Genomic DNA, 13,994 nt, shown 5'->3' with positions numbered 1-13,994 from the left:
GAGTCCATTGATATGCCGCATACCCTGCCACCTTTGCCTTACGCCTATGATGCCCTGGAACCGCACATCGACGCGCAGACCATGGAGATTCACCATACAAAGCACCACCAGACTTACGTCAATGGTCTGAACGCCGCCCTCGAGGGCACCGAGTGGGCGCAGTGGCCAGCCGAGAAACTGGTCGGTGCGGTCAAGCAACTGCCCGAGAACCTGCGCGGCGCGGTCACCAATCATGGCGGCGGTCATGTCAACCACAGCTTGTTCTGGACGATCATGTCTGCTCAGGGTGGTGGGTTGCCACAAGGCCAGCTGGCCCGTGCCATTGACGCCGAGCTTGGGGGTTACCAAGCGTTCCAGGAGGCCTTCACCAAGGCCGCCCTGACCCGGTTCGGCAGTGGCTGGGCGTGGCTCAGCGTAACGCCACAGAACACGTTGATAGTTGAGAGCAGCGCGAATCAGGATAGCCCCCTGATGCACGGTAATACGCCGATTCTCGGGCTTGATGTGTGGGAGCACGCCTATTACCTGAAGTATCAAAACCGCAGGCCCGAATACATAGGGGCGTTCTACAACGTGATTGACTGGCCGCAAGTGGAGCGCCGCTATCTTGAAGCCTTGAAGTGAAGCGACCTGGCATGCGCGCTACAGTGATGGCCCTTGGCGGTGTCCGTCTGCTGCGCTTGGCGTTGGGTGTATTGCTGCTGGTAGCCGGTAGTGCGCTACTACTGGCCCGGGGCATGGCCTGGTTAGGCGTTTAGCCGATCGCGATCATCGCCCATAACGTACTCGAGGTTTGCTTGGCGTGTAAGCAGGGGGGCGGGATACCCGATGCCGATCGCCGGAAGATGGGTTCCCTTGCAGGACGTCGCAAGCCCCGGGTACTTCACTCACCTTCGTCGAAGTAGTTGTTGATCAGTGCAACCAACGCTTCCAGCGCATCGTTATCCTGTTCACCCTCGGTGTGCAGGTGCACCTGCGTGCCTTTGCCCGCAGCCAGCATCATCACCGCCATGATGCTCTTGCCGTCGACCAGTTTGTCAGGCGCACGGCCGACACGGACCTGGCAGGGGTATTTGCCGGCCACACCGACGAATTTTGCTGCCGCCCGGGCATGCAGGCCCAGCTTATTGATGATGGTGATTTCGCGGGCGGGCATGGTGCGGTAGATCCTGTGGGCTAGAGGTCGCGGTGGCGAACCTGGACGTTTTTCAGTGATTGCTGCAGCAGTTGGCCCAGGCGCTCGGTAATGTACACCGAGCGATGATGGCCCCCGGTGCAACCAATGGCGATGGTGACATAGGCGCGGTTGCTGGCCGCGAAGCGTGGCAACCATTTGAGCAGATAGCTGGAAATGTCGCTGAACATTTCTTCGACGTCTGGCTGTGCGGCCAGGTAATCGATGACCGGTTGTTCCAGGCCGGAGTGTTCGCGAAGCTCGGGTTTCCAGTAGGGGTTGGGTAGGCAGCGAACGTCGAAAACCAGATCGGCATCGACCGGCATCCCACGTTTGAAGCCAAATGACTCGACCAGAAATGCAGTACCAGGCTCCGGTTGGTTGAGCAGGCGCAGTTTGAGCGAATCGCGCAGTTGATAGAGGTTAAGGCTGGTGGTGTCGATCTTTAGATCGGCAAGGTCAGCGATAGGCCCAAGCAGCTCGCTTTCGACCCGGATCGCTTCGGCCAGCGAGCGATCGGCATTGGTCAGTGGGTGGCGGCGGCGGGTTTCCGAGAAACGCTTGAGCAACGTGTCTTCATCGGCGTCTAGATACAAGACATCGCACTGAATGTGACGCCCACGAGCATCGGCCAACAGTTCAGGGAAGCGGGACAGGTGGCTTGGCAGATTGCGCGCGTCGATTGACACTGCCACCTTCGGCTGCAGTAATTCGGTGTTGATCAACGCATTTTCAGCCAGCTGCGGCAACAGGCCGGCAGGTAGGTTGTCGATGCAATAGAAGCCATTGTCTTCCAGCACATCCAGGGCGGTGCTCTTGCCGGAGCCGGAACGGCCGCTGACGATGATCAGGCGCATGTTCAGTGCTCGTTTTGTGCGTCCAGGACAACCTGGTACAGGGCCTCGCTGCTGCCGGCGGCGCGCAGCCGATCGCGAACCTCCTTGCGATCAAGCATGCTGGCGATCTGGCGCAGCAACTCAAGGTGTGCGTCGGTGGCTGCCTCAGGCACCAGCAGCACGAACAGCAGATCCACCGGGGCGCCATCGATTGCGTCATAGTCGATGGGCGCATCCAGATGCAACAAGGCACTCACCGGGGAAGAGCAGCCTGGAAGCCGGCAATGCGGGATGGCGATGCCATTGCCAAAGCCGGTCGAACCCAGTTTTTCGCGACCGATGAGCTTTTCGAAGACGTCTTGCATCTCAAGTTCGGGAACTTGTTCGGCGATCAGGTTGGCGACCTTTTCCAGGGCGCGCTTCTTACTGCCGCCCGGCACGTTCACGAGGGAACGGCCGGGGGTCAGGATGGTTTCAAGTCGGATCATGGATGAGAGGGATCAGCGAGCGGCTGCACCTTGCAGCAGGCTTTGCTGTTTTTCCTTGTGTTTTTTCAGTTGACGGTCGAGCTTGTCGGCCAAGGCATCGATTGCTGCATACATGTCTTCGTGTTCGGCGTTGGCAACCACTTCACCGCCTGGAATCTGCAAGGTCGCTTCGACCTTTTGCTGCAGCTTCTCGACTTTCATGATGACCTGCACGTTGGTGATCTTGTCGAAGTGACTCTCCACGCGCGCGAGCTTTTCGAGCACATATTCACGCAGTGGCTGGGTGACTTCTACATGCTGTCCACTGATATTGACTTGCATACAGCTTCTCCTTTGTTGCCCGTGCATAAAGAGGCAGGACTTGCACCTGCCCCACAAACGCTATGGCTCAACCAGGCGCTACATCAGTCGCTTGCGCTCGCTCGACGGTGCGATGCCGAGAGACTCGCGGTACTTGGCGACGGTGCGACGGGCTACCTGGATGCCTTGTGCCTCCAGTAAACCAGCGATCTTGCTGTCACTCAATGGCTTTTTCTGATTTTCCGCCGCAACCAGTTTTTTGATGATCGCGCGGATAGCCGTGGACGAGCATTCTCCGCCTTCGGCGGTGCTGACGTGGCTTGAGAAAAAGTATTTCAGTTCGTAGATGCCGCGCGGGGTGTGCATGAACTTCTGCGTGGTCACCCGCGAAATGGTCGACTCGTGCATGCCCACTGCTTCGGCGATGTCGTGCAGGACCAGCGGTTTCATCGCTTCGTCGCCGTGGTCGAGGAACCCGCGTTGATGCTCGACGATCTGGGTGGCGACCTTCATCAGCGTTTCGTTGCGGCTTTGCAGGCTCTTGATGAACCAACGCGCCTCTTGCAGCTGGTTGCGCATGAATGTGTTGTCAGCGCTGGTATCGGCGCGGCGCACGAAGCCGGCGTATTGCGGGTTCACGCGCAGGCGCGGGATGGCTTCCTGGTTCAGTTCCACCAGCCAGCGTTCGCTGTCCTTGCGCACGATCACGTCGGGTACCACGTATTCCGGCTCGCTCGACTCGATCTGCGAGCCCGGGCGCGGGTTTAGGCTCTGCACCAGCTCTATCACCTGACGCAGCTCGTCTTCCTTGAGCTTCATGCGGCGCATCAGTTGGCTGTAATCGCGGCTGCCGAGCAGGTCTATGAAGTCGGTCACCAGGCGCTGGGCTTCGCTCATCCACGGTGTGCTGGCCGGCAGTTGGCGCAATTGCAGCAGCAGGCACTCGCCCAACGTGCGGGCAGCGACGCCGGCCGGTTCGAACTGCTGGATGCGGTGCAGCACTGCTTCGACTTCGTCGAGCTCGATGTCCAGTTCTGGGTCGAAGCCTGCGCAGATTTCTTCGAGGGTATCTTCCAGGTAGCCCTGGTTATTGATGCTGTCGATCAGCGTGACAGCTATCAGGCGGTCAGTATCGGACATCGGGGCCAGGTTCAGCTGCCACAGCAGGTGGCTCTGCAGGCTTTCGCCGGCCGATGTTCGGGTAGTGAAATCCCACTCGTCGTCGTCATTGCTTGGCAGGCTGCTGGCGCTGGTCTGGTAGATATCTTCCCAGGCGGTATCGACCGGCAACTCGTTGGGGATTCGCTCGTTCCATTCTGCGTCTTCCAGGCTTTCGGCACTGCTGGTGCTTTCCTGGAAGCTAGTCTCCTGAACTTCGGCGGCTGGCTTGTTCTCGGCGTTGTCCGCCATGGGGTCGCTGTTGTCGAAGTCGTCGCCGTCTTCCTGACGTTCGAGCATGGGATTGGATTCCAGCGCCTCCTGGATTTCCTGTTGGAGGTCCAGGGTGGAGAGCTGAAGCAGACGGATGGCCTGTTGCAACTGCGGGGTCATCGTCAGTTGCTGGCCCATTTTTAGGACGAGCGATGGTTTCATGGCTGGGGCTTAATACCTTGTTCGCCGGCGCGCATGCGCCATCCACTACACGAGGGCGCCGGGGCGCCAAATCAAGCAAGTTTTATGCCTTAAAATGTAGCGTTTGCCTAGAGCGCTGTAACAACTTAAGCCCCCACTGGGGCACAGTGCCAGTGCTCCAGGCAGAACCTGCGGTCAGAGTCGGAACTCGTGACCCAGGTAAACCTCCTTGACCAGGTCGTTGGCCAGAATGGTCTCGGCGTCACCCTCGGCGATCAGTTGACCGTCATTGACGATGTAGGCGGTCTCGCAGATATCCAGGGTTTCACGCACATTGTGGTCGGTGATCAGCACCCCGATACCCTTGGCTTTGAGGTGATGAATGATCTGCTTGATGTCGCCCACGGAGATCGGGTCTACACCAGCGAACGGCTCGTCCAGCAGGATGAACTTAGGCGCAGTGGCCAGGGCGCGGGCGATTTCCACCCTTCGGCGTTCACCGCCGGACAGGCTCATGCCGAGGTTGTCGCGGATGTGGCTGATGTGGAATTCCTGGAGCAGGCTTTCCAGCTCTTTGCGCCGGCCCTCGCGGTCGATGTCCTTGCGGGTCTCGAGGATGGCCATGATGTTGTCGGCCACCGACAGCTTGCGGAAGATCGAAGCTTCCTGCGGCAGATAGCCGATGCCTGCACGGGCGCGCCCGTGCATGGGCTGGTGGCTGACATCGAGGGTGTCGATCAGCACGCGCCCCTGGTCGGCCTGCACCAGGCCCACGATCATGTAGAAGCAGGTGGTCTTGCCGGCGCCATTGGGGCCAAGCAGGCCGACGATCTGCCCGCTGTCGATCGACAGGCTGACATCACGTACCACTTGCCGGCCTTTGTAGCTCTTGGCCAGATGCTGGGCTTTGAGGGTTGCCATTTACTCGGCCTTCTTCTTAGGCTGGATCACCATGTCGATGCGCTGACGTGGCTGAGTCACGTTGCCACCGCGACCGGCGGTCGCAACCTGGGACTTGGTGTTGTAGACGATCTTCTCGCCCTCGGTGGTGTTGCCTTCGTTTTCGACCTTGGCGCGGTCAGTGAGGATAACCGTGTCTTTCTGCGCCTGGTACTGGATGGTCACCGCCCACCCCTTCATCTTGTCGGGCTTGGCCGTACTCTGCTGCTGTTCGAAATACGCCAGGTTGCCCACCGAAGTCACCACGTCGATGTCGCCATTGGCGGCGCGGGTCATGGTGACGGTGTTGCCTTTGATCATCATCGAGCCCTGGGTGATGATCACATCGCCGGTGTAGGTGGCCACGCCTTGCTTGTCGTCCAGGTGCGCGTTGTCGGCCTGGATACGGATAGGCTGGTCACGGTCGGTCGGCAGGGCGAAGGCGCTCGCGCTTCCCAGTGCTGCGCTCAGGCTGAGCAAAAGGGGGAGGGTTTTAACGAGCCTCATACTGTCCTCTTACGTTAGAGAGCAAGTCGATCTTGCTTTCTTTCAAATACGCTTTCATTCCCTTGCCTGTGGTTGTGCCACCGGCGCCGTCGATTCTAACGGCTTGCTCGGTCTGCGCATATTGCTTCTGTGGGAATACGGTCATGCGCGAGCTGGTGATGATGGTATCGCGCTGTTTTTCGTCGGTGCGGGCAATGCGCACGTTATCGATCAGTTCGACTTCGCTGCCGTCAGGGTTGACCTCGGCGCGAACGCTCTGCACATGCCATGGGTACTGGGTACCGCGGTACATGTGCAGGTCTGGCGTGGTCACCAGAGTGACCTCGCTGGCCTTGAGGTGCTCGACTTTGTCGGCAGTCATTTCGTACTGCAGTTTGCCGTCTGGCAGAAACTGCACGCTATGGGCGTTGATCGCATAGTAGTCGATGGCGCTTTCGTCGACCTGCGCCGCTGGCTCTTCCAGGAAGCGCTCGGGGCTGACATTCCAGTAACCGACGGCCGCCAGCAGCGCGGCAATGACCACGAACAGCGCGATGTTGCGGGCTTTCTTGCTGAGCATGGGCAGCCTTAAAGGTAGTTGGCGTTGGCAGCGTCCAGGGTGCCCTGGGCCTGCATGATCAGTTCACAGAACTCGCGAGCGGCGCCTTCGCCGCCGCGTGCCTCGGTCACGCCATGGGCGTGCTGACGCACGAAAGGTGCAGCATTGGCCACTGCCATGCCCAACCCAACCCGGCGAATGACCGGCAGGTCCGGAAGGTCGTCGCCCAGGTAGGCGACCTGCTCATAGCTTAGGCCCAGTTCGGCAAGCAGACCGTCGAGCACCACCAGTTTGTCCTCGCGGCCCTGGTACAGGTGGGGTATGCCGAGGTTCCTGGCGCGGCGCTCGACCACCGGGGTCTTGCGCCCGCTGATGATGGCGGTGGTCACGCCAGATGCCATGAGCATCTTGATGCCATGGCCGTCGAGGGTGTTGAAGGTCTTGAATTCGCTGCCGTCTTCGAGGAAATACAGGCGCCCATCGGTGAGCACCCCGTCCACATCGAACACAGCGAGTTTGATGGCCTTGCCACGCTGCATCAGGTTCTGGTTCATCGTCATCGCTCCCGGTTACATCACCCCTGCGCGCAGCAGGTCATGCATGTTCAAAGCGCCGGTCGGTCGGTCGTTGCCGTCGACCACCACCAAGGCGCTGATCTTGTGATCTTCCATGATCTTCAGCGCTTCGGCGGCGAGCATCTCGGCGCGGGCGGTCTTGCCGTGTACGGTCATCACTTCGTCGATCAGTGCGGTATGCACGTCGATGTTGCGGTCCAGGCTGCGGCGCAGGTCACCATCGGTGAAAATCCCTGCCAGGCTGCCGTCTTGCTCGAGCACCACGGTCATGCCCAGGCCTTTGCGGGACATTTCCAGCAGCGCATGCTTGAGCAGTGTACCGCGCTTGACCTGTGGCAGCTCGTCGCCCGCATGCATGACGTTCTCGACCTTGAGCAGCAGGCGGCGGCCCAGGGCGCCGCCTGGGTGCGAGAAGGCGAAATCTTCAGCGGTGAACCCGCGCGCTTCGAGCAGGGCGATGGCCAGGGCGTCGCCCAGCACCAGCGCGGCAGTGGTGGAGGAGGTTGGTGCCAGGTTGAGCGGGCAGGCTTCGTGGGCGACCCGCGCATCGAGGTTGACCTCGGCAGCCTGGGCCAATGGTGAGTCCGGGTTGCCGGTAAGGCTGATCATCTTGATGCCAAGGCGCTTGATCAGCGGCAGCAGGGTCACGATTTCGCTCGTACTGCCGGAATTGGACAACGCCAGGATCACATCGTCCTGGGTGATCATGCCCATGTCGCCGTGGCTGGCCTCGGCCGGGTGCACGAAGAAAGCAGGCGTGCCAGTGCTGGCCAGGGTGGCGGCGATCTTGTTGCCGATGTGCCCCGATTTGCCCATGCCGACTACAACCACTCGCCCGGTGCTGGCCAGGATCAGCTCGCAGGCCTTGACGAAGTTCGCGTCGATGCTGGCTGCCAGGCCTTGTATGGCCTCGAGTTCCAGGCGCAGTGTGCGCTGGGCGGACTGGATCAGCTCGTTGGATTGGCTCATGTAGAAAGCACTGCCTGATGAAAAGGCGGCGATTATAGCTGCAATGGAAGAAAGGCTCACCCACTCGATTGTCTGAACAATTGTCTGCAAACCCTGTCGCACCCCTGAATGACACGTTTCATGGCCTTGGGGCGCATGCCCAGCGGTGCTATAGTTCGCCGCTATTCGGCCTGCCGCGAGTGCATGTGTCTTCACGATGAAGGCCGGCGTCACTGAGTGCGAGGCTGCACTAGCAAGGAGTCTAGATGAGTGTGGATAGCGCCTACGCGGTCGAGTTGAAGGGGGTTACCTTCAAGCGCGGTTCGCGCAGCATTTTCAGCAATGTCGACATCCGTATCCCGCGTGGCAAAGTCACCGGGATCATGGGGCCGTCGGGTTGCGGCAAGACCACGCTGCTGCGCCTGATGGGCGCGCAGCTGAGGCCCTCGAGCGGTGAGGTCTGGGTAGCCGGGCAGAACCTGCCGAGCCTGTCGCGCAGCGATCTGTTCGACGCGCGCAAGCAGATGGGCGTGCTGTTCCAGAGCGGTGCGCTGTTCACCGACCTCGATGTGTTCGAGAACGTCGCATTTCCCTTGCGTGTGCATACCCAGCTTTCGGACGAAATGATCCGCGACATCGTGTTGATGAAGCTACAGGCCGTGGGTCTGCGCGGGGCTATCGACCTGATGCCGGACGAGCTCTCGGGTGGTATGAAGCGCCGTGTGGCACTGGCCCGGGCGATCGCTCTGGACCCGCAGATCCTCATGTATGATGAGCCGTTCGTCGGGCAGGACCCGATCGCCATGGGTGTGCTTGTGCGCCTGATCCGCCTGCTCAACGATGCCTTGGGCATTACCAGCATCGTGGTGTCTCACGACCTTGCCGAAACCGCCAGTATCGCGGATTACATCTATGTGGTCGGTGATGGCCAGGTGCTGGGCCAGGGCACGCCTGACGAACTGATGGGCTCGGACAACCCGCGCATTCGCCAATTCATGAAGGGCGACCCGGACGGCCCGGTTCCCTTCCATTTTCCTGCGCCTGACTACCGCGCCGATCTGCTGGGGGCGCGTTGATGCGCAGAAAATCCTTAATCGAACGTATTCGCCTGCTCGGGCGTTCGGCGATCGACGTGCTGGCTGTGCTCGGCCGCTCGTGCCTGTTCCTGTTCCATGCGCTGATTGGCCGTGGCGGTATCGGTGGCGGCTTCCAGTTGCTGACCAAGCAGCTGTACTCGGTAGGCGTGCTGTCGCTGGCGATCGTCGTGGTTTCCGGCATGTTCATCGGTATGGTGCTGGCCCTGCAGGGCTACAGCATCCTCACCAAGTACGGCTCGGAGCAGGCGGTGGGGCAGATGGTTGCCCTGACCCTGCTGCGTGAGCTCGGCCCGGTAGTCACTGCGTTGTTGTTCGCCGGCCGTGCAGGTTCTGCGCTGACTGCCGAAATCGGCAACATGAAGTCCACCGAGCAACTGTCGAGCCTGGAAATGATCGGCGTCGACCCGCTCAAGTACATCGTCGCACCGCGCCTGTGGGCGGGTTTCATCTCGTTGCCGCTGCTGGCGCTGATCTTCAGCGTGGTGGGCATCTGGGGTGGCTCCTGGGTGGCGGTCGACTGGCTGGGCGTTTATGAAGGCTCGTTCTGGGCCAATATGCAGAACAGCGTTTCCTTTACCGACGACGTGCTCAATGGGCTTATCAAGAGCCTGGTGTTCGCCTTCGTCACCACCTGGATTGCCGTTTTCCAGGGCTACGACTGCGAACCCACCTCAGAGGGGATCAGCCGTGCCACCACCAAGACCGTGGTCTACGCCTCGCTGGCAGTGCTGGGTCTGGACTTTATTCTGACCGCCTTGATGTTTGGAGATTTCTGATGCAAAACCGCACCCTGGAAATCGGTGTCGGCCTGTTCCTTCTGGCCGGGATTCTGGCGCTGCTGCTGCTGGCTCTGCGTGTCAGCGGGCTGTCGGCCAGCCCGACCAGCGATACCTATAAAGTTTATGCGTACTTCGACAATATCGCCGGTTTGACTGTCAGAGCTAAGGTGACCATGGCGGGTGTGACCATCGGCAAGGTCACCGCCATCGATCTGGACCGTGATTCCTTCACCGGCCGGGTAACGCTGCAGCTGGACAAGTCGGTGAACAATTTGCCGACCGATTCCACTGCCTCGATCCTGACCGCCGGTTTGCTTGGCGAGAAATACATCGGCATCAGTGTGGGCGGTGAAGAAGAGGTGCTCAAAGACGGCTCGACCATCCACGACACCCAGTCGGCGCTGGTGTTGGAAGATCTGATTGGCAAGTTCCTGCTCAATTCCGTTGGCAAGGAACCTAAAGAAGCACAACCGGCTAATTAAGGAGTATCCATGATTTCGATCCTGCGACGTGGCTTGCTGGTATTGCTGGCGGCCTTCCCTCTGATGGCGCTGGCCGCGCAATCGCCGCACGAGGTGGTGCAGAGCACCACCAACGAGCTACTGGGCGACCTGAAGGCCAACAAGGAGCAGTACAAAGCCAACCCCAACGCGTTCTACGACGCGCTGAACCGCATCCTTGGGCCGGTGGTGGATGCCGAGGGCATTTCCAAAAGCATCATGACCGTCAAGTATTCGCGCAAGGCAACGCCCGAGCAGATGCAGCGTTTTCAGGAGAACTTCAAGCGCAGCCTGATGCAGTTCTATGGCAACGCACTGCTGGAGTACAACAACCAGGGCATCACCGTCGACCCGGCCAAGGCTGACGACGGCAAGCGCGCCAGTGTCGGTATGAAGGTGACCGGCAACAACGGTGCGGTGTACCCGGTGCAGTACACCCTGGAAAACCTCGGCGGTGAGTGGAAAGTGCGTAACGTGATCGTCAACGGCATCAATGTCGGCAAGTTGTTCCGCGATCAGTTCGCCGATGCCATGCAGCGCAATGGCAACGACCTGGACAAGACCATCGATGGCTGGGCTGGCGAAGTGGCCAAGGCCAAGCAGACCGCCGAAACCTCGCCAGACAAGGCTGTTAAATGAGCCAGGCCGCTGTAACCATGGCCGAGCCGGGCGTGCTGCGCCTGGCTGGCGAGCTGGATTACCGCAGCGGGCCGGCCCTGCGCAAGCAGGGCAAGTCGCTGATCGAGCGTTGCCGTGAGGCCCGGTTGGTGCTGGATTGCTCGGCGGTGGCGCGCTCGACCAGCGTCGGCCTGTCTCTGCTGCTGGCCTTCATTCGTGACGCGCAGGCAGCCGGCAAGGCCTTCGAGGTGCGTGGGATGCCCGAAGACATGCGCGAAATCGCCGGGGTTTATGACCTCGACGAGGTGCTGGCAAACTGATGCATTGGTGGTAAAGCGAGGCCCCTCGGTCGCGTGCCCTCTCGTTGGGCTTCGCAGGCGAGGGGCTTTTTTGTATGATGGCCGACCCGTGCGCATCGGGCGCCGATTGAGGTTGAGCATGCAGGCCGTAGAAGTTAAGAGCTTCCTTGAAGAAAAATTGCCCGGGTCCCGGGTCGAAGTTGAAGGCGAAGGCTGCAACTTCCAGTTGAACGTGATCAGCGACGAGTTGGCTGGCCTGAGCCCGGTCAAACGTCAGCAGGCGATCTACGCTCATCTGAATCCGTGGATCGCCAATGGCAGCATCCACGCGGTAACCATGAAATTTTTCAGCAGCGCAGCCTGGGCTGAGCGCACCTGAGCCAACGTGGCGGCGAGACTCCAATGGACAAACTGATTATTACTGGCGGCGCTCGTCTAGACGGCGAGATCCGCATTTCCGGCGCGAAGAACGCAGCCTTGCCGATCCTCGCGGCGACCCTGCTGGCCGATGGGCCTGTTACCGTCGGCAACCTGCCGCACCTGCACGACATCACCACCATGATCGAGCTGTTCGGGCGCATGGGCATCGAGCCTGTGATCGACGAAAAGCTGGCGGTGGAAATCGACCCCCGTACCATCAAGACCCTGGTAGCCCCCTACGAGCTGGTCAAGACCATGCGGGCCTCGATCCTGGTGCTCGGCCCAATGGTCGCTCGCTTCGGTGAGGCTGAAGTGGCACTGCCAGGTGGCTGCGCCATCGGCTCGCGTCCGGTCGACCTGCATATCCGTGGCCTGGAGGCCATGGGCGCCAACATCGAAGTCGAAGGCGGCTATATCAAGGCCAAGGCGCCTGAAGGCGGCCTGCGCGGCGCGCACTTCTTCTTCGACACCGTCAGCGTGACCGGTACCGAGAACATCATGATGGCCGCAGCCTTGGCCAAGGGCCGCAGCGTACTGCAGAACGCCGCGCGCGAGCCTGAAGTGGTGGACCTTGCCAACTTCATCAATGCCATGGGTGGCAAGGTTCAGGGCGCAGGTACCGATACCATCACCATCGATGGCGTCGAGCGCCTGCATTCGGCCAGCTACCGTGTCATGCCCGACCGTATCGAAACGGGCACCTACCTGGTGGCTGCGGCCGTGACCGGTGGCCGGGTCAAGGTCAAGGATACCGACCCGACCATCCTTGAAGCAGTGCTGGAAAAACTCAAAGAAGCGGGCGCCGACCTCACCACCGGTGATGACTGGATCGAGCTGGACATGCACGGTAAGCGGCCGAAAGCCGTCAACCTGCGCACTGCCCCGTATCCGGCGTTCCCAACCGACATGCAGGCGCAGTTCATCTCGCTCAATGCCATCGCCGAAGGCACGGGTGCCGTGATCGAGACGATCTTCGAAAACCGCTTCATGCACGTGTACGAAATGCACCGCATGGGCGCGCAGATTCAGGTCGAAGGCAACACCGCGATCGTCACCGGTGTACCGGCCCTCAAAGGAGCCCCGGTGATGGCCACCGACTTGCGCGCCTCTGCGAGCCTGGTGCTGTCGGCACTGGTCGCCGAAGGCGATACGCTGATCGACCGTATCTACCACATCGACCGTGGGTACGAGTGCATCGAAGAAAAACTGCAGATGCTCGGCGCGAAAATCCGCCGTGTACCGGGCTAGTTGCCCGCTGGCACAGGGATGTGCCATTCGAATTGAATGCGGTCGGGCGAGCGTCGCCCGGCCGGCAGTAGCCGCTTAAGGACCGACGTTCCAATGTTGACCATCGCGCTTTCCAAAGGCCGTATCCTCGACGATACCCTGCCATTGCTGGCCGAGGCCGGTATCGTGCCGACCGAGAACCCGGACAAGAGCCGCAAGCTGATCATCCCCACCACTCAGGATGACGTGCGCCTGCTGATCGTACGTGCTACCGATGTGCCGACCTACGTCGAGCATGGCGCTGCCGATCTCGGTGTGGCTGGCAAAGACGTGCTGATGGAGTACGGCGGCCAAGGCCTGTACGAGCCGCTGGACCTGCAGATTGCCCGCTGCAAGCTCATGACCGCCGGTGCGGTCGGTGCGCCCGAACCCAAGGGGCGCCTGCGCGTTGCTACCAAGTTCGTCAACGTAGCCAAGCGTTACTACGCCGAGCAAGGTCGCCAGGTCGATATCATCAAGCTGTACGGCTCAATGGAGCTGGCACCGCTGATCAACCTGGCCGACAAGATCATCGACGTGGTAGATACCGGCAATACCTTGCGTGCCAATGGCCTGGAGCCCCAGGAACTGATCGCCACCATCAGTTCGCGCCTGGTGGTGAACAAGGCATCGATGAAGATGCAGCACGCCCGCATCCAGAGCCTGATCGACACGCTGCGCCAAGCGGTCGAATCGCGACACCGCGGCTAAGTTCTGCGCGCGGCCTTAGCTGCCGCGCCCGTCTATCCGCGTCATAGCCATTTTTCTCGGGTGCCCGCGCGGATGGACTGGTAGCCTAGGGCGCCTGAGCATTCGCTAATAATCGAGGCCCTCGCCATGACCGTGTCCACTGCAATTGCCCGTCTCAACGCTGCTGACCCGGATTTCGCCCGACATCTGGATCATCTGCTGAGCTGGGAAAGTGTGTCCGATGACGCGGTCAACCAGCGCGTGCTCGACATCATCAAGGCCGTGCGTGAGCGTGGTGACGCCGCGCTGGTGGAGTTCACCCAGCGTTTCGACGGTGTTGACGCCAATTCCATCGATGATCTGATCCTGGGCCGTGAGCGCCTGGAACTGGCCCTGACCCGCATCACTGACGCTCAGCGCGAAGCGCTGGAAAAAGCCGCTACTCGCG

General features: G+C 60.6%; 21 protein-coding genes. 11 read left to right on the top strand and 10 right to left on the bottom strand.

What is annotated here, in order from left to right; all coding sequences use genetic code 11:
* Window positions 1-12 precede the first annotated feature (12 nt).
* Together J5M56_RS15205 and J5M56_RS27065 are read left to right on the top strand one after the other, a co-directional pair.
* Complete coding sequence (locus J5M56_RS15205) at window positions 13-624, top strand: superoxide dismutase (RefSeq protein WP_186477691.1); 612 nt, start codon at window positions 13-15, stop codon at window positions 622-624.
* Between the two features lie 11 nt (window positions 625-635).
* Window positions 636-758: a hypothetical protein gene (locus tag J5M56_RS27065; RefSeq protein WP_261744066.1), complete on the top strand. Its 123-nt coding sequence runs from the start codon at window positions 636-638 to the stop codon at window positions 756-758.
* 125 nt (window positions 759-883) lie between these two features.
* Here J5M56_RS27065 and J5M56_RS15200 read toward each other — a convergent pair whose 3' ends face one another.
* The 10 genes from J5M56_RS15200 to J5M56_RS15155 form a co-directional block, all read right to left on the bottom strand.
* Complete coding sequence (locus J5M56_RS15200; RefSeq protein WP_060478765.1) at window positions 884-1,156, bottom strand: HPr family phosphocarrier protein; 273 nt, start codon at window positions 1,154-1,156, stop codon at window positions 884-886.
* Window positions 1,157-1,176: 20 nt separating this feature from the next.
* Complete coding sequence (gene rapZ, locus J5M56_RS15195) at window positions 1,177-2,031, bottom strand: RNase adapter RapZ (protein ID WP_207937244.1); 855 nt, start codon at window positions 2,029-2,031, stop codon at window positions 1,177-1,179.
* Between the two features lie 2 nt (window positions 2,032-2,033).
* On the bottom strand, window positions 2,034-2,498 hold the full coding sequence (gene ptsN / locus J5M56_RS15190) for a PTS IIA-like nitrogen regulatory protein PtsN (RefSeq protein WP_060478763.1): 465 nt from the start codon (window positions 2,496-2,498) through the stop codon (window positions 2,034-2,036).
* A gap of 12 nt (window positions 2,499-2,510) precedes the next feature.
* The gene (raiA, locus tag J5M56_RS15185) at window positions 2,511-2,819 is read right to left on the bottom strand and encodes a ribosome-associated translation inhibitor RaiA (protein WP_060478762.1); all 309 of its coding nucleotides are present in this window, start codon (window positions 2,817-2,819) and stop codon (window positions 2,511-2,513) included.
* A gap of 78 nt (window positions 2,820-2,897) precedes the next feature.
* Entirely contained in the window at window positions 2,898-4,391 is a 1,494-nt protein-coding gene (locus J5M56_RS15180; protein WP_186477694.1) for an RNA polymerase factor sigma-54, read from the bottom strand.
* Window positions 4,392-4,565: 174 nt separating this feature from the next.
* On the bottom strand, window positions 4,566-5,291 hold the full coding sequence (lptB, locus tag J5M56_RS15175; RefSeq protein WP_060478760.1) for an LPS export ABC transporter ATP-binding protein: 726 nt from the start codon (window positions 5,289-5,291) through the stop codon (window positions 4,566-4,568).
* On the bottom strand, window positions 5,292-5,816 hold the full coding sequence (lptA, locus tag J5M56_RS15170) for a lipopolysaccharide transport periplasmic protein LptA (RefSeq protein ID WP_008092470.1): 525 nt from the start codon (window positions 5,814-5,816) through the stop codon (window positions 5,292-5,294). It abuts the gene before it with no gap.
* The gene (gene lptC / locus J5M56_RS15165; RefSeq protein ID WP_060478759.1) at window positions 5,803-6,375 is read right to left on the bottom strand and encodes an LPS export ABC transporter periplasmic protein LptC; all 573 of its coding nucleotides are present in this window, start codon (window positions 6,373-6,375) and stop codon (window positions 5,803-5,805) included. Before lptC ends, lptA begins: the two co-directional genes overlap by 14 nt.
* Window positions 6,376-6,383: 8 nt before the next feature.
* Window positions 6,384-6,908 carry an HAD family hydrolase gene (locus J5M56_RS15160; protein ID WP_186477695.1) on the bottom strand — a complete coding sequence of 175 codons (525 nt, stop codon included), beginning with the start codon at window positions 6,906-6,908 and terminating at the stop codon, window positions 6,384-6,386.
* A gap of 15 nt (window positions 6,909-6,923) precedes the next feature.
* On the bottom strand, window positions 6,924-7,898 hold the full coding sequence (locus tag J5M56_RS15155; protein ID WP_186477696.1) for a KpsF/GutQ family sugar-phosphate isomerase: 975 nt from the start codon (window positions 7,896-7,898) through the stop codon (window positions 6,924-6,926).
* A gap of 245 nt (window positions 7,899-8,143) precedes the next feature.
* Here J5M56_RS15155 and J5M56_RS15150 point away from each other — a divergent pair, with 245 nt between their 5' ends.
* The 9 genes from J5M56_RS15150 to J5M56_RS15110 all read left to right on the top strand — a co-directional run.
* Window positions 8,144-8,953: an ATP-binding cassette domain-containing protein gene (locus tag J5M56_RS15150; protein WP_043213285.1), complete on the top strand. Its 810-nt coding sequence runs from the start codon at window positions 8,144-8,146 to the stop codon at window positions 8,951-8,953.
* The gene (mlaE, locus tag J5M56_RS15145; RefSeq protein WP_186477697.1) at window positions 8,953-9,750 is read left to right on the top strand and encodes a lipid asymmetry maintenance ABC transporter permease subunit MlaE; all 798 of its coding nucleotides are present in this window, start codon (window positions 8,953-8,955) and stop codon (window positions 9,748-9,750) included. Before J5M56_RS15150 ends, mlaE begins: the two co-directional genes overlap by 1 nt.
* On the top strand, window positions 9,750-10,235 hold the full coding sequence (mlaD, locus tag J5M56_RS15140; RefSeq protein WP_060478755.1) for an outer membrane lipid asymmetry maintenance protein MlaD: 486 nt from the start codon (window positions 9,750-9,752) through the stop codon (window positions 10,233-10,235). The genes mlaE and mlaD overlap by 1 nt, the downstream gene beginning before the upstream one ends.
* A gap of 9 nt (window positions 10,236-10,244) precedes the next feature.
* On the top strand, window positions 10,245-10,892 hold the full coding sequence (locus J5M56_RS15135) for an ABC transporter substrate-binding protein (RefSeq protein ID WP_060478754.1): 648 nt from the start codon (window positions 10,245-10,247) through the stop codon (window positions 10,890-10,892).
* Window positions 10,889-11,191: an STAS domain-containing protein gene (locus tag J5M56_RS15130; RefSeq protein ID WP_186477698.1), complete on the top strand. Its 303-nt coding sequence runs from the start codon at window positions 10,889-10,891 to the stop codon at window positions 11,189-11,191. The genes J5M56_RS15135 and J5M56_RS15130 overlap by 4 nt, the downstream gene beginning before the upstream one ends.
* Window positions 11,192-11,309: 118 nt before the next feature.
* Window positions 11,310-11,549 carry a BolA family protein gene (locus J5M56_RS15125; protein WP_003255121.1) on the top strand — a complete coding sequence of 80 codons (240 nt, stop codon included), beginning with the start codon at window positions 11,310-11,312 and terminating at the stop codon, window positions 11,547-11,549.
* Window positions 11,550-11,572: 23 nt separating this feature from the next.
* Window positions 11,573-12,838 (top strand): UDP-N-acetylglucosamine 1-carboxyvinyltransferase, encoded by a 1,266-nt coding sequence (gene murA / locus J5M56_RS15120; RefSeq protein WP_060478752.1) that lies wholly within the window; start codon window positions 11,573-11,575, stop codon window positions 12,836-12,838.
* Between the two features lie 93 nt (window positions 12,839-12,931).
* Window positions 12,932-13,567: an ATP phosphoribosyltransferase gene (gene hisG / locus J5M56_RS15115; RefSeq protein ID WP_060478751.1), complete on the top strand. Its 636-nt coding sequence runs from the start codon at window positions 12,932-12,934 to the stop codon at window positions 13,565-13,567.
* Window positions 13,568-13,693: 126 nt separating this feature from the next.
* On the top strand, window positions 13,694-13,994 hold a 301-nt coding region (locus tag J5M56_RS15110; protein WP_207937243.1), incomplete at its 3' end, for a histidinol dehydrogenase.

The organism is Pseudomonas sp. 51_B, assembly GCF_017491595.1.
In the GTDB taxonomy this organism is placed as follows: Bacteria; Pseudomonadota; Gammaproteobacteria; order Pseudomonadales; family Pseudomonadaceae; genus Aquipseudomonas; species Aquipseudomonas promysalinigenes.
Note: the sequence above shows the minus strand (reverse complement) of the source record. Positions and strands in the feature narration are given on the sequence as shown.

Excerpts from the sequence above, each read along its gene's own strand:
- J5M56_RS15205 (WP_186477691.1), top strand. The coding sequence starts at position 13 with ATGCCGCATACCCTGCCACCTTTGCCTTACGCCTATGATGCCCTGGAA.
- J5M56_RS27065 (WP_261744066.1), top strand. The coding sequence starts at position 636 with ATGCGCGCTACAGTGATGGCCCTTGGCGGTGTCCGTCTGCTGCGCTTG.
- J5M56_RS15200 (WP_060478765.1), bottom strand. The coding sequence starts at position 1,156 with ATGCCCGCCCGCGAAATCACCATCATCAATAAGCTGGGCCTGCATGCC.
- rapZ (WP_207937244.1), bottom strand. The coding sequence starts at position 2,031 with ATGCGCCTGATCATCGTCAGCGGCCGTTCCGGCTCCGGCAAGAGCACC.
- ptsN (WP_060478763.1), bottom strand. The coding sequence starts at position 2,498 with ATGATCCGACTTGAAACCATCCTGACCCCCGGCCGTTCCCTCGTGAAC.
- raiA (WP_060478762.1), bottom strand. The coding sequence starts at position 2,819 with ATGCAAGTCAATATCAGTGGACAGCATGTAGAAGTCACCCAGCCACTG.
- J5M56_RS15180 (WP_186477694.1), bottom strand. The coding sequence starts at position 4,391 with ATGAAACCATCGCTCGTCCTAAAAATGGGCCAGCAACTGACGATGACC.
- lptB (WP_060478760.1), bottom strand. The coding sequence starts at position 5,291 with ATGGCAACCCTCAAAGCCCAGCATCTGGCCAAGAGCTACAAAGGCCGG.
- lptA (WP_008092470.1), bottom strand. The coding sequence starts at position 5,816 with ATGAGGCTCGTTAAAACCCTCCCCCTTTTGCTCAGCCTGAGCGCAGCA.
- lptC (WP_060478759.1), bottom strand. The coding sequence starts at position 6,375 with ATGCTCAGCAAGAAAGCCCGCAACATCGCGCTGTTCGTGGTCATTGCC.
- J5M56_RS15160 (WP_186477695.1), bottom strand. The coding sequence starts at position 6,908 with ATGAACCAGAACCTGATGCAGCGTGGCAAGGCCATCAAACTCGCTGTG.
- J5M56_RS15155 (WP_186477696.1), bottom strand. The coding sequence starts at position 7,898 with ATGAGCCAATCCAACGAGCTGATCCAGTCCGCCCAGCGCACACTGCGC.
- J5M56_RS15150 (WP_043213285.1), top strand. The coding sequence starts at position 8,144 with ATGAGTGTGGATAGCGCCTACGCGGTCGAGTTGAAGGGGGTTACCTTC.
- mlaE (WP_186477697.1), top strand. The coding sequence starts at position 8,953 with ATGCGCAGAAAATCCTTAATCGAACGTATTCGCCTGCTCGGGCGTTCG.
- mlaD (WP_060478755.1), top strand. The coding sequence starts at position 9,750 with ATGCAAAACCGCACCCTGGAAATCGGTGTCGGCCTGTTCCTTCTGGCC.
- J5M56_RS15135 (WP_060478754.1), top strand. The coding sequence starts at position 10,245 with ATGATTTCGATCCTGCGACGTGGCTTGCTGGTATTGCTGGCGGCCTTC.
- J5M56_RS15130 (WP_186477698.1), top strand. The coding sequence starts at position 10,889 with ATGAGCCAGGCCGCTGTAACCATGGCCGAGCCGGGCGTGCTGCGCCTG.
- J5M56_RS15125 (WP_003255121.1), top strand. The coding sequence starts at position 11,310 with ATGCAGGCCGTAGAAGTTAAGAGCTTCCTTGAAGAAAAATTGCCCGGG.
- murA (WP_060478752.1), top strand. The coding sequence starts at position 11,573 with ATGGACAAACTGATTATTACTGGCGGCGCTCGTCTAGACGGCGAGATC.
- hisG (WP_060478751.1), top strand. The coding sequence starts at position 12,932 with ATGTTGACCATCGCGCTTTCCAAAGGCCGTATCCTCGACGATACCCTG.